At 61.3% G+C, this 12,475-nt stretch carries 12 protein-coding genes; 4 read left to right on the plus strand and 8 right to left on the minus strand.

What is annotated here, in order from left to right; translation table 11 throughout:
- The first annotated feature begins 521 nt into the window (after positions 1-521).
- Positions 522-1,778 carry a Spy/CpxP family protein refolding chaperone gene (locus AC5ZG5_RS37075; RefSeq protein WP_456645836.1) on the plus strand — a complete coding sequence of 419 codons (1,257 nt, stop codon included), beginning with the start codon at positions 522-524 and terminating at the stop codon, positions 1,776-1,778.
- Positions 1,779-2,135: 357 nt separating this feature from the next.
- Here AC5ZG5_RS37075 and AC5ZG5_RS37080 read toward each other — a convergent pair whose 3' ends face one another.
- From AC5ZG5_RS37080 to AC5ZG5_RS37100, 5 genes are all read right to left on the minus strand, one after another.
- Positions 2,136-2,528, minus strand: a complete 393-nt coding sequence (locus tag AC5ZG5_RS37080) for a RidA family protein (protein ID WP_207231074.1) — start codon at positions 2,526-2,528, stop codon at positions 2,136-2,138.
- Between the two features lie 73 nt (positions 2,529-2,601).
- Positions 2,602-3,627 (minus strand): ABC transporter substrate-binding protein, encoded by a 1,026-nt coding sequence (locus AC5ZG5_RS37085; protein ID WP_456645831.1) that lies wholly within the window; start codon positions 3,625-3,627, stop codon positions 2,602-2,604.
- A 29-nt stretch (positions 3,628-3,656) separates the two neighbouring features.
- Positions 3,657-4,493: an ABC transporter permease gene (locus tag AC5ZG5_RS37090; RefSeq protein WP_456645830.1), complete on the minus strand. Its 837-nt coding sequence runs from the start codon at positions 4,491-4,493 to the stop codon at positions 3,657-3,659.
- Positions 4,494-5,324 (minus strand): ABC transporter ATP-binding protein, encoded by an 831-nt coding sequence (locus AC5ZG5_RS37095; RefSeq protein ID WP_456645829.1) that lies wholly within the window; start codon positions 5,322-5,324, stop codon positions 4,494-4,496.
- A 36-nt stretch (positions 5,325-5,360) separates the two neighbouring features.
- The gene (locus tag AC5ZG5_RS37100; RefSeq protein ID WP_130227694.1) at positions 5,361-5,762 is read right to left on the minus strand and encodes a RidA family protein; all 402 of its coding nucleotides are present in this window, start codon (positions 5,760-5,762) and stop codon (positions 5,361-5,363) included.
- A 239-nt stretch (positions 5,763-6,001) separates the two neighbouring features.
- Between AC5ZG5_RS37100 and AC5ZG5_RS37105 the strand changes: the two genes are divergently transcribed.
- Together AC5ZG5_RS37105 and AC5ZG5_RS37110 are read left to right on the plus strand one after the other, a co-directional pair.
- Positions 6,002-6,739: a FadR/GntR family transcriptional regulator gene (locus AC5ZG5_RS37105; protein WP_456645828.1), complete on the plus strand. Its 738-nt coding sequence runs from the start codon at positions 6,002-6,004 to the stop codon at positions 6,737-6,739.
- Positions 6,740-6,794: 55 nt separating this feature from the next.
- Positions 6,795-7,742 carry a fumarylacetoacetate hydrolase family protein gene (locus AC5ZG5_RS37110; RefSeq protein WP_130227696.1) on the plus strand — a complete coding sequence of 316 codons (948 nt, stop codon included), beginning with the start codon at positions 6,795-6,797 and terminating at the stop codon, positions 7,740-7,742.
- A gap of 463 nt (positions 7,743-8,205) precedes the next feature.
- Here the strand turns inward: AC5ZG5_RS37110 and AC5ZG5_RS37115 are convergent, their stop codons facing one another.
- The 3 genes from AC5ZG5_RS37115 to AC5ZG5_RS37125 form a co-directional block, all read right to left on the minus strand.
- Positions 8,206-8,583 (minus strand): hypothetical protein, encoded by a 378-nt coding sequence (locus AC5ZG5_RS37115; protein ID WP_456645827.1) that lies wholly within the window; start codon positions 8,581-8,583, stop codon positions 8,206-8,208.
- Positions 8,584-8,734: 151 nt separating this feature from the next.
- On the minus strand, positions 8,735-10,042 hold the full coding sequence (locus AC5ZG5_RS37120) for a threonine/serine exporter family protein (RefSeq protein ID WP_456645826.1): 1,308 nt from the start codon (positions 10,040-10,042) through the stop codon (positions 8,735-8,737).
- A 299-nt stretch (positions 10,043-10,341) separates the two neighbouring features.
- A complete protein-coding gene (locus tag AC5ZG5_RS37125; RefSeq protein WP_456645825.1) occupies positions 10,342-10,779 on the minus strand; it encodes an acyl-CoA thioesterase in 438 nt (145 codons plus the stop codon).
- 198 nt (positions 10,780-10,977) lie between these two features.
- Here AC5ZG5_RS37125 and AC5ZG5_RS37130 point away from each other — a divergent pair, with 198 nt between their 5' ends.
- Positions 10,978-12,456: an AMP nucleosidase gene (locus tag AC5ZG5_RS37130; RefSeq protein WP_456645835.1), complete on the plus strand. Its 1,479-nt coding sequence runs from the start codon at positions 10,978-10,980 to the stop codon at positions 12,454-12,456.
- Positions 12,457-12,475 lie beyond the last annotated feature (19 nt).

The following is a 12,475-nucleotide window of genomic DNA, read 5'->3' on the forward strand; positions in this document are numbered from 1 at the left end:
GACGCCCTGTTACGCTATCGTCTGGACACCGCTGCCAGCCGGTTCCCTACCGCGCGAGCGGTTTAGTCCTTTGGCCCTTCTGAGACATCCGGGTTTGGCCGAATGTCCGGTTTGCTCCGGAAGCTACCCTCTACGTGAGATGTCGTTTTCACCCGCCCCAGACATCAGGCGATTTTCCGTCTTGTGCCGCTATAGGAGGGGTATTGTTGTAAGAGTCGAAAATCGAATAACCCTCTCGCGATAGGTGATCTCTGGACTTCTCTGCTTCTGCGTAGCTTTTCATGGCCACTACGGACGTCCGTGATGAAACGTCCCTCGCGTCGCCCCGCGTAAAATGCATCAGCGATTTCTAAGACATCCGTTGAAAATTGCGCCGCGATCTAACTTCGGTGGTTCACTCGAAGGAAAACGACCGCGGGTGGAACTTTCGGTTTCGCTCCGAGTCATATTTGTGACGGGGTGCGGCCCGCCCGCGGAGGAGGGAAGCCAAGGGAGTGATCATGCCAACGTCCCGCCTTGGAATGGCTGCGGCTGGCCTTGCCCTGGTCGTTCTGGGAGCGCTGCCGAATGCGGCGGAGGCGGGCTTGCGCCTGCGCGTTGGCGGCCCCGTCGGTGTCGCGCGCTTCGCGATGGCCGGCATGCTGTCGGTCGCAGGTCTCCGTCATGCACGTATGGCGGCACGCCACAGCCGCATCCGAATGGCTGCCTTAAGACCGCAAGATCTTCGCCCCGCCACCGAGTCGACCCGCCCGAGCGAGCGCGCGCAGCTCACCGCCATCGCGGCGCTGGCCGGCTGGCAGGGCGGCCGAGCTGCGCAAGGCTGGTGGCAGCACGCCGACGGTTCATACGGCTGGGTCGGTCCGCTGTTCTGGCCGTTCGCCTATAGCGATCTCTATGACTACGCGCTTCTCAGTGATGGCAGCGGCTTCTGGGGCTATGGCTACGGCGATCTCTACGCCGCGATCTTCTCGCCTTACGCTGCGAGCGATCTTTCAGCGTTTGCGGCCGAGCGCCCCGCCGGGAGGCGGCATCGCAAAGCGCCCTCCGTGCAGGAGGAGCTCTGTGGCGGCGACACCGCCGAGACGACCGGCCTTCCCCTCGAACGGATCGGCCGGGTGCTCGCGGCGAACGAGGCGCAACGCACAGCCTTCGACGAGCTCGCAAGCGCCTGGACTTCCGCCGGCGACACCATCCGCGCCTCTTGTCCAGCACAGGCCGCAACTACCGCGCTGGAACGGCTCGCGGCCATGCAGAGCCGCGTCAACGCGATGCTGAGCGCAGTTGCGGTCGTTCAGCCGCCATTCCAAAAATTCTACGATCTCCTGAGCGATGAGCAGAAGGCGCGGCTCAACGCGCCCCAACGCGACCGCCGCGCTAACGCTGAGGTCGCGAAGCTGAAGGAGATGCAGGACGCCGCCTGCCAGGCGAGCCGCGAACCGCAGGACGAGCAACAGGCCGAAAAGCAATACCACCAGCTCGTCGCCCAGCAATGGCCCATCGACGACATCGCTACCACCTTAAAATTGAACGATACCGAGCGCGCCGCGCTCGAATTGGTGCAGGACACCACGATGTCCACGATGGAAGCCTTAAGCGCATGCCCGCCAAAGGACGCGCTCACCCCGCCGGCCCGTCTTAAGGCCGCAAAGGCGCGGTTGGAAGCGATGCGAGAGGCGATCGGAAGCGTGAACGACGCGGTCGACGATTTCTATTGGTACCTGAGTGACGAGCAGAAGACGCAATTCGAGGGGCTCGGGCCGAAGAAGCGGGGGATGTGATTCTTCCATCCCCAAGCGGCGCTGATCGGCTAAGGCAGCACTTCGCATCCCCTGTCGCACTTGCGAGCAATTCGCTGGCACTTTCTGCTGGTGAAGAAGCTTGGTGGGTTGGTCGCGGTTATCATCAGATGCCTGCTGACGGCAGTTGGCGTGACGTTCGAATCCACCAGCACGACGACTGTCGGCGTTCTGTTTCTTGTGCTTGGCGCCGTCCTGCTCACGCTCAAGATCATCAGACGAAATCAAGGAAGCTCGCTCGGATAGCTGGCTTGCGGTTGGCGTTGACAATGAGGATGTGCCCGCTGCGATAGCAGTGCACTTCGTTCGCCAATTCGAACAATGGGCGGTTGTTGACGATCAACAGTCCGCGTCACCAGGCGCTTGCCTCCGCACACGCGCCCGTGACCGCTGCGCAATCGCGTCGATGACCGCAATGCCTCCGTATGGAATGGAAGACACTCCGACGACTGTTCTCGCAGGGCGGGGCTGTACGAAGCGCTTTTCGAATTGCGCATTGGCAATGGAGCGCAGTCGCATGTCCGAAAGGAAATAGGTTACCTTGGTCACGGCAGCGAGGTCGAGCCCGATGGTCCCGAGGCGGCGCTCGACCTCGTTCAGCGCTGTGTCCAGGGCCGCCTCGTCACCCTCGACCGGCAGATGGGTAGCGTAATCGATGGTGGTAGCGCCTGAGACATAGGCGACACCATCCTTTTCGTAAACGAGACTGTAGGGATGCTCGGCGTCGGTCACTGATCTCTCCCGTCCTTCCAATCGGCGGCCGCGCCCCTGTGCGACACCCTGTCACCAAGGGACGGCCACCACACTACACCTTCGTGAACGAGCCGTCGAAGACGTCGGCGATGACGAATGGCGTGTTCAAGAACCCGTTCATCTTGAGCAATGCCTGTGTCGTGTCGAACTCGGCTGACGTGATCTTCCCGGTTTCAGACACGGCGGGATGGATCCGCTTCACGGAGTCCAGCAGTACGGCCTCGCCGAGACTTCCCAGCGCGGGCATCAAAGCCGCGACCACTGCTTCGGGAGCCGAGGTGCGAATGAAGTCCGAGGCCTTCTGGTAGGCGGTCACAGCTGCCTTTATCGTCGGGCGATTGGTCGCCAGATAATCCGGCGTCGTCCACAATCCTTCCATCATGAAGTTGGCGAGCTTTGGGTCTTCGCCGCGCGCATTGTTGATGAAGGAAATTGCTTTGCCTTCCTGGATCAGTTTTTCGCCGATCGGCATCGAGATGTAGATGACATCGACAGCGCCGTTCTCGAGCGCCGCTGCCAGTGCCGGCGGCCCGCCGACTGCAACGATCTGCGCATCCTTGTCCGGATTGAGCCCCACAGACACAAGGTTGAACCGGGCAAGCTGCCAGGTCAGCGCACCGGGCCGCGTCACGCCGATCTTCATGCCTTTCATCCGGCCAAGCTTGTCCGCCAGCGGCATGGCCTCCGTAACGCCATATTTGGCCGCTGCCGTCTTGCTGATCGTCGCATTGACGATCGAGCGATTGAGCAGGCTGAGCACACAGGTCAGCTTCTGTCCCTGCTGGAGCGCAGGAAGGATCTGAGCGCCGTCATTTACGGTCATCTCGGCGCGCCCGCCGAGCACGAGCTGAACGTCAGGGCCGCCGCCGCCGGTGTCGATGATCTGGGCAGTCAGCCCGGCCTGATTAAAGTAACCGTTCTGATTGGCGATGTAGCTTTGCATATAGGCCAGCGACGTCACGGCGTGGGTGATGCGCAGCGGCTTGCCGCCTGCTTGCGCAAGAACGATGGAGGGCTGGAGAGCCGCGGTGGCCATAGCGCCGCCAAAACCGGAAACGAAGGCACGACGAGAGATCATGGAAGTCTCCTATGCGTTGGATATCGTTCTTACTGTGTCTGGGTCGTTGTGAAGCGTGAGCTCGGCTGCCAGCGCAGCAGGCGGCGCTCCATGACGGCGAGCAGCGCGTTCATCGCCACAACGATGAACATCATGACGATGAGGCCAGCCATGGTCCCGGTGGTGTTGTAGAGACTGGTCTCCATCTGTATCTTCCAGCCGAGGCCCGCCGAGGATGCCACGAACTCGCCGATGATGGCGCCGATCAGCGCGTAGGGGATCGATAGCTTGATGCCGAGGAAGATGTGCGGGAGCGATGCCGGCAGGATCACTTTCCGGAACAGTTCGCTGGAATTGGCGCCCATGACAAAAGCGAGGTCAGTGAAGCGCCGATCGACACTCTTAATGCCCGCATAGGTGTTGTAGAAGATCACGAAGAATACCAGTGTGAAGACCAGAATGATCTTCGGCAGCATGTCGATGCCGAACCAGACGACGAACAGCGGCGCGAGCGCGACGCGCGGAATGCCGTTGATGGCGACGAGAAAGGGATCGAGGACGTCGGACAGAAATTGCGAGCGGCTCAGCACGACGCCTGCCAGCAGGCCGAGCACTGTACCGAGCGTGAAGCCCGCGATCATCGAGCCGAAGGTAAAGGAGAGCTGATAGAAGAAGTCGCCGTGAACGACCCATTTGAAGATGTAGCCGGCGATCAGCGAGGGCTTCGAGATCCAGAATGGCGAGAATAGTGTTCCCGACGCATATTCCCAGAACCCGAACACAAGGCCGACCAGGCCGAGCCGGGTCAGGTTGATCCTGGACCGATAGGACAGGGCGGGCTTCTGGACTTTGTTGGTCATGGGAAGGTCGATCGCTTCGATGGACATTCAATGCACTCCCGCCTGAACCTGGATTTCTTCCGCCAGCTCGTCGCCGACCTTGCTCAGAAGCTCGCGATAGGCTGCGTTTTCATGCAGGTGACGGATATTGCGCGGGCGCCGAATATCGATCGGATGCGATGACTTGATGCGGCCCGGCCGCGCCGTCAGCACGATCAGGCGGTCCCCGAGCGCGATGGCTTCGTGCAGATCGTGTGTGATGAAGATGACGGTCTTCTTTTCTTCGGCCCAGAGCTCAAGCAGCAGGTTCTGCAGCAACAGCCGGGTCTGGGCGTCGAGCGGGCCGAACGGCTCGTCCATCACCAGGATGCGCGGCGAGAAACACAGGGCGCGGACTATGTTGCCCCGCTGTCGCATGCCGCCCGACAACTCGTAGGGATACGCATTGGCGAAATCGGCGAGCTGAACCTTTTCCAGATAGCGCGTGCTGACTCGGCGCCGCTCCTCAGCAGGAATCTTGCGCAGTTCGAGCGGAAACTCGACATTTTCGCGCAGGGTGCGCCACGGATACAGATTGTCGTTCTGCATCACATAGCCCACGGTCTTGCGGTCTACGCCCCCGGCGCCATCGAGTGTAACGGCGCCGGCCGACGGCGTTTCCAGGCCGACCAGAATGTTCAGGAGGGTGGACTTGCCGCAGCCGCTTGGGCCGACGATGGTGAGAAATTCACCTTCCTTGACGTCGAGAGAGATTCCGTTGAGGGCAACGACCGAGCCGCGCTCACTGGAGTATTTTTTGATCACGTCCGTGAAGGTGAGAACCGAATGGCGATCGCGCCATTCACGCGTCGTCCGATCCAACTCGACGGACTGATTCATCGTCGGCATCCTCCTGAGCTCTCTGGTCGATCGGGGTTAGGATTGCAGTGCGATGGCTTCCATCTCTATGTCGAACTCCCACGGCCATGCGCCGACGGTGCAGAACGTACGCGCTGGCGGATCATTCGGGAAGTACTCGGCATAGATCTCGTTGATGTCTTTGAAATAGGCGCAGTTCACGGCGTAGATCGTGACCTTGAGCACCTGGTCCAGCGATGAGCCGGCGACTTCGAGAGCTGCTTTCACGTTTTCGAGGCACTGCCGGGTCTGGACGAGGATGTCGCCGCGCACGAGCTCGCCGGTGACATGGTCGACCGGCGGCAATCCGGAGACGAAGACGAAGCCGTTGCCGCTGGTGACAGCCGACAGCGGAATCTTGCGGTCGCCGGCAATAGCGCCCGAAAGCTTGCCCACGACGTATGTCTGCTTACCCTTCATCGAAGTCTCCTGTCTTGTTTTATGAACCAAATGTGAACCAATACGGGAAAACGTGGACCATATTGGTGTATGAGTCCGGCCAGCTGTCAAGGCATATTTTTGTAGCGAATGTTAGCATAAAATGCGCATTTTGTGACCAACAAAGTGATTGACGGCCGCACGATTGGTTCGCATTATCCCTCAGAATTGGGCTGGCCCTAGGCGTTATTGGTGCGCATAGCGCCCAAAAGAGAACCAATATGCAGACCACGACCGACGAGAATGTGCGCGAGCGTGCCCGAGAAGCGGCGCGTGAGATCCGCCGCTTCATCCAGGCGGGCATTGCGACGCAGACCTTGAAACCAGGCGACAAGCTGCCGACCGAGCGCGAGATTGCCGCGCGTTTCATGGCAGCACGCAATACGGTTCGAAAGACCTTGGATAGTCTCGAGCAGGAAGGCATCATCATCCGCGAGGTGGGGCGCGGGACCTTTGTCAGCGACAAGCTCGCGCTACATTTAGCGGCGAGCGCACCGCCGACCGCATCCGCCAACCTCGATCTGGACCTAGTGCGGAAGACGAGCCCGCGCGACCTGATGGAATTCCGGCTTTCGCTCGAGCCGGCGATCGCCGAGCTCGCGGTCGCACGCGCCGGCGGCGCCGATATCGAGCGGATGCAGGCCGCGATCGATCAATCCCGTGTGGCGAAGAGTCTGCAGCAGTTCGAAGATTGCGACGACGCGCTGCATTGCGCGATCGCAACCTCGACTCGTAACCCGCTGTTCTCCGCATTCGCAGTGATCGTGACCCAGATCCGCAATCAAGGCGATTGGGGAGCGCTGAAGAAGAAGACGCTTACTGACGAAATGCGCGACGTGCACACGGTTGAGCATGTGGAGATCGTCGATGCCATTCGCCGGAGAGATTCGGCTGCTGCGCGTGCGGCCATGACTATCCATCTGCAGAACGTGAAAACGATGATGTTCAGGGGAGAGTAAGCCTCCCGCCCCAACCCCGATTCCACGAACCTAATCACACGCCTACGGATATGCGATGAAACTGGTCAGCTTCAAAATCGACACTCAAGAGTGCAGGGTCGGAATCCTCGCCGGGGATTTGGTGATCGATGTTGTGGCCTCGGCGCGGCATCACGGCGTCTGCGGTGATATCGGGCGCGACATGCGTTCATTGATCCGCGCCTGCGTCGATGGCACGGTCGAGTTGGACCGGCTGGCGTCCTCGGCTCCCTCTGAAGCCTCTTATGAGCTTTCGACCGTCCGTCTTGATGCGCCGATCATGCCATCGACGATCCTCTGTGCTGGCAGCAACTATCGGGCCCACAACAGCGAGAAGGCTAATACGCCGCTGTCTGGGAAGGAGCCAGAATTCTTCGTGAAGACAGCTGACTCCGTGGTCGGACCTGATTCCGCGATCATTTTTGACGGCGCGCTAACCCAGAAACTGGACTGCGAAACCGAGCTGGCGGTTGTGATCGGTAAGCCAGGCCGGCACATCCCGGTCAAAGCCGCGCTCGATCATGTATTTGGCTACACTATCGTCAACGATGTCACGGCTAGGGATCGGCAGGTGCGGACGGCGCCGAACGGCACGGTCTGGTACGAATTGGGGCGTGGCAAGGCCTTCGACACCAGCGCTCCTCTCGGGCCCGTCATCGTTACTGCGGATGAGATCCTCGATCCGCAGAGTCTGCAGATCTCGACGCGCATCAACGGCGAATTGCGCCAGAATTGCGCGACCAGCGACATGATCTGGACCTGCGCGGAACTGATCCACTTTTTCTCGATCAACTTCACTCTCCGCCCCGGCATGGTGATTATTACCGGCTCTCCGGCGGGAACCGCATGGTCGGCCGATAGTGAACTCGGGGGCGTCTGGGCTGGCAAGGATGGATTAGTCCGCGCGACACGATACTGCCTACCCGGGGATATTATTGAGTGCCAGATTGATCGCATTGGCACGCTGAGAAACTCAGTGGTCTAGCGAACAAATACCTCATCACGAATCGAGTTTCTCTGTCCGCTTCTGTGAAGGGTTTCGGATGCCGGCCGCTTGAAGGACGGCGCCGCATGCTCGGCGCCATGGCTGCGGAAGATATCCGCAACCTCCAAAGCCGGGCGCGACACAGCCCGCGCGCCAGTTGGGCGGCCGGATCTCCTTGAGCTTGAGCGCGATGCGCTCCAGCGGGCTCATGACCTCGCTGATTGTCCGCGCGCGCGGCCGGCATCCAACCTCTCAATACCGATCAGCGTCTAGCAGGCGCCGTTTGGTATCCACGCACAGCACGGCCGCAACGTGTGCCGCTCGGTAAACCCACGAAGAATTTTATCGAATCCCTGCAGGGCGTGAAGGACTGTCCTGTCACCTGCACGAAGCGCACGCCCTCGATCGAGCCTGAGCGGCAGGTCAGCAACCCGCGCCGCTCAGGCGCCTTCTGCGTGAACGTTTAGTGACGTCCCAAAGGGGCCGAGTAGACAAGCGGCAGCGGGCGGTACGGCTGGGCCGAAATGCCGAAATTCTGCCCGTACTGCTGCCGAACCCCCGGTATGTTGATAACGCCAATACGGGTGTCCGGCGATCGCGCGTCGAGCGGCGGCTGATTCGTGATCGGAGGATTGACCTTGTTGACCTCGCCCATCAAGCGTTTGTTGAGATCGTCATAGCCGCCTTTGGCATTGCCGGCGTTTCCGGAATTGCCGCGGGCGGCGCTGTTGTTTCCTGAACCCTGCTGCGGCCCGAGGTCGAGAGCCGGCGGCAAATTATTCCGCTGCGGATCGACGCTTACGGGCGGAAGGGACATCGGCGGCTCCTCGGTCTGAGCCATAGCGACTCCCGCCACGGCAACAGCCGTCAAATTGATAAGCAATAGTAGGCGCATCCCAATCACCTGCTCGACAGTTACGATAGCGGCATCCATTGAATATAATGCGCAGATTGCAAAAGCGTATGTCTTGCGCAGGGACGTGATTCAAATTCTACGAGCTTCGGCCGTTCCCGGTAAACGGTTTGTTGAAACGATACCCAATCAGCATCTTCGGCAAGATCAACCCCAGGGTGATCGCAAGAGTGATCAGGAAGGCATTGATTCCATCCGCGAGCGTTGCCTGCAGCAAGCCTGAAACGTTACCTCCGCTCGCGACGAGTTCGAGGAGCCCATCCGCCATCCGGAATAGGAACACCCCCGGGATCAGCGAAACCACGGATGCAAAGGCAAGCCCCGCATAGGGCAACCTGAGACGTTCTGCCACAGGCGTGGTGATCGCTCCGACAATGAGGCAGGCGATGAAGGCGGCGCCCGACAGGCTGACGCCGGCCTTGGCCAAGAGGGCCCAACGCACGCCGTGGGCGAACATCCCGATCAGGATCGGGACTGGCAGCATCCGCCACGGCATGGAGAAAAAGGTACCATAGGCGGACACCGCCGCACCCGCAGCGATCACGTCATAGATCAACGGGACCGGCGGCGACGGCGCCGATGCCGGCAGGTTGGCCCCGCCGAACGACAGTCCGGCGAGCAGGCCGATGCAGATCGAAAAGATGATCAGGCTGGCATAGACCACCCGGCAAATCCCGAGCGCCAGGCGTCCACGCGCAAGGTCGATCGTGCCGTTGAGAATGTGCGGGCCCGGCACCAGCACCATGCAGGGACAGACGGCAACGAGCCGCTGCATGCTGGAGGACAACTGGAGATCGACGACCAGCGCACCGATCGCGCCGGCGAGCAGCGCGGCGGCGAGCGGCTGGGCGAACGGGTTATGGCTCCATACGGCAATCCAGCGGCGCAGGCAGGCGCCGAGGCCGGCGCTGACAGCGATGACGATCAGGCTTGCCACATGCGCGGCGCCGAAGATGATGCCGAGCGCAGCGGCGCCGATGGCAGCGAAGGATGCGAAGCGAATGAGCGAGACGGGCGGGCGGGCCTGCACCCTGGCAAGCGCGGAGCGCAGCAGCTCTGGCGTGGAGGGGTGATCGCAGAAGTCGTCAATCAACTTGGTTGCGACAGCGACCTTTCCCATCTCGATGCCGACCGGCCTCGCCTCGACGGTCGTGCTCGCCACTCCGCCGCCATTCTCGATCGCGATGGTCAGTCCGTCCCAGTGCAGAAAGACCCGCGCAGAAAAGCCGAGCGCTGTCGCCAGCCGCTCGACATACTCGGTCGTGCGCTCGCTCGTCTGGCCGTTCGTGAACAGCAATATCGCAGCCGTCACCAGCACGTCGAGCGCGCGCGCCGGATCGCAATCCGGGCTTCGGGCGGCGGCTGCCCTATCAAGCGGCTGGCTCATCGCATCAACAAAACCCAATCTCCGATCGAACGCGTATCAAAAGAGCGATACCGCCCGCCTCGCGGATGGTCTTTCCGATTTCCATAGCCGTTTTTCCGAATGGCCCGACGCCACGATTGTGGCGTTGATGGCACTGACTCCGCCCGACCTCGTCAAGGGACATCTCAACCTCGACGGCACCGCGATGAAGACGCTGAAGCGCGAGCGCTGCGCGGTCGTTCGCTGATCCCAGATCAGCTTTCGCCTGAGAGCGGGGCGTGACGTTCGCCGGCTGAATCGCGCCGGCCGGCCTCCACGGATCACACCTGAGCGAGGGCCTTTTCGCGGCTTGCAATCAGAGCCCGCAACGGCTCCGCGACGGCGACAGAGCTGTGGGTCCGCTGGTCCGTGCATACCCACACGATTTCGCCGGTGGAGCGCAGATCGTCGCTCCCCCTGGCGAAAATGGCGAGTGCCAGCGTGATCGAGGACCGGCCGATCTTCGCAACGCGCACGCACACATCGATCTCCTCGTCGAACCGGATCGGCGCCCTGTATTCGACGAACGACCTCACGAGGTGGAAATCGACAGAGGTTCTTGCGACCTCGCCGAGATAGTCATAGCCGAGCGCGCGAAAATACTCGGTGATCGCGGTATCGAAATAGGTCAGGTAGTGCGCGTTGAACACCACGGCCTGCGCATCGACCTCGGAATAGCGCACCCGAAACGGATGATGGAACCAGAAATCCTGCCGCATGCTTCTTCCTTCCACGAAGTATCGTCCATCCCCTGATATCACGATCGCGACGGATGCGAGCTGCCCGTGACCTTTTTCGCGATCACGGACAGGCAAGAGAGGCCGCAAGCCGTGCCACCGGGCAGCCGCGTGCCGGCGCTCCCCCTTTCTTGCTCCTGAGAATCTGCCATAGTAACGACAATGTACCTTGCCCTCACCATGATGACCCCGCCGCGGATTGCAACCGACGCGTTCACCGACGCCGCTGCAGCGGTCGCGCGGCTGGAAGAAATCTACGAGCGCAACACTGCCTTCCTGCGAGATCATTTCGAGGCCTATGCCAATGGCCGGCCGCTCACGGCCCGCGTGCGCGCCAACTATCCGTTCGTGCGCATTGCAACCTCGACCTATGTGCGGGTCGATTCGCGCCTCGCTTACGGCTTCGTCGCAAGGCCGGGGGTATATGAAACCACGGTGACGAGACCGGACCTGTTCCGCACCTACCTCACCGAGCAGATCGGGCGATTGATCGACAACCACGGCGTACCGGTGGAAATCGGCGAGTCGAACGAGCCGATCCCGATTCATTTCGCCTATCGTCGCGACATCAACATCGAAGCTGCACTCACGCCCGGCGACAAATCGAACGTAATGCGATCGCTGCGCGATCTCTTCGATGTGCCTGACCTGGCCACCATGGACGATGCCATCGCCAATGGCACGCTCGAGCTCGCGCCTGGCGCTCCCGAGCCGCTGGCCCTGTTCCGCGCGGCACGTGTCGATTATTCGTTGCGCCGGCTTTATCATTACACCGGCACGGATCCGGAGCACTTCCAGAACTTCGTGATCTTCACCAACTACCAGTTCTACATCGATGCGTTCGCCGAGTTGAGCCAGAAGCGTCTGGCTGCGGGCGCGATCGGCCCCGACGCCTTCGTCGGCCCGGGGAACGTGATCACGCGCAACGCGCGCCTTGGCGGCGGCACGACCGGGATCGCGCCGCAACGCATGCCGCAGATGCCGGCCTTTCACTCGGTCGAGGCCGGCTATCGGGGCATTACCCTGATCAACATCGGCACCGGTCCGTCCAATGCACGCAACATCACCGATCATGTCGCGGTGCTGCGGCCGCACGCCTGGTTGATGCTTGGACACTGCGCCGGTCTCAGGAATACACAGCGGCTCGGCGACTACGTGCTCGCGCATGGCTATGTGCGCGAGGATCATGTGCTCGACGATGAGCTGCCGCTCTGGGTGCCGATACCGGCGCTGGCCGAGATGCAGGTCGCGCTCGAGGAAGCCGTGGGTGAAGTGACCGGGCTCGAAGGCTTCGAGCTGAAACGGTTGATGCGCACGGGAACGGTCGCAAGCGTGGACAATCGCAACTGGGAGATCGGCGATCGCTCGGTCATTCGGCGTCTGTCGCAATCGCGCGCGATCGCCCTCGACATGGAATCGGCGGCGATCGCCGCCAACGGCTTTCGTTTCCGCGTTCCCTACGGCACGCTGCTGTGCGTCTCAGACAAGCCTCTCCATGGTGAGATCAAACTCGCGGGCATGGCGAGCGAGTTCTATCGGCAGCGCGTCGGCCAGCATCTCGAGATCGGCCTGAAGGCGCTCGAACGACTGCGGGAGCAACAATTGGAGCGCCTGCATTCGCGCAAGCTCCGGAGCTTCGCCGAAGTCGCATTCCAGTAACGCGTCAGATTTCGCGCCG

The sequence above is a fragment of the Bradyrhizobium sp. Ses1 genome (assembly GCF_059512365.1).

Excerpts from the sequence above, each read along its gene's own strand:
- AC5ZG5_RS37075 (WP_456645836.1), top strand. The coding sequence starts at position 522 with ATGGCTGCGGCTGGCCTTGCCCTGGTCGTTCTGGGAGCGCTGCCGAAT.
- AC5ZG5_RS37085 (WP_456645831.1), bottom strand. The coding sequence starts at position 3,627 with ATGATCTCTCGTCGTGCCTTCGTTTCCGGTTTTGGCGGCGCTATGGCC.
- AC5ZG5_RS37090 (WP_456645830.1), bottom strand. The coding sequence starts at position 4,493 with ATGTCCATCGAAGCGATCGACCTTCCCATGACCAACAAAGTCCAGAAG.
- AC5ZG5_RS37095 (WP_456645829.1), bottom strand. The coding sequence starts at position 5,324 with ATGAATCAGTCCGTCGAGTTGGATCGGACGACGCGTGAATGGCGCGAT.
- AC5ZG5_RS37100 (WP_130227694.1), bottom strand. The coding sequence starts at position 5,762 with ATGAAGGGTAAGCAGACATACGTCGTGGGCAAGCTTTCGGGCGCTATT.
- AC5ZG5_RS37105 (WP_456645828.1), top strand. The coding sequence starts at position 6,002 with ATGCAGACCACGACCGACGAGAATGTGCGCGAGCGTGCCCGAGAAGCG.
- AC5ZG5_RS37110 (WP_130227696.1), top strand. The coding sequence starts at position 6,795 with ATGAAACTGGTCAGCTTCAAAATCGACACTCAAGAGTGCAGGGTCGGA.
- AC5ZG5_RS37115 (WP_456645827.1), bottom strand. The coding sequence starts at position 8,583 with ATGGCTCAGACCGAGGAGCCGCCGATGTCCCTTCCGCCCGTAAGCGTC.
- AC5ZG5_RS37120 (WP_456645826.1), bottom strand. The coding sequence starts at position 10,042 with ATGAGCCAGCCGCTTGATAGGGCAGCCGCCGCCCGAAGCCCGGATTGC.
- AC5ZG5_RS37125 (WP_456645825.1), bottom strand. The coding sequence starts at position 10,779 with ATGCGGCAGGATTTCTGGTTCCATCATCCGTTTCGGGTGCGCTATTCC.
- AC5ZG5_RS37130 (WP_456645835.1), top strand. The coding sequence starts at position 10,978 with ATGATGACCCCGCCGCGGATTGCAACCGACGCGTTCACCGACGCCGCT.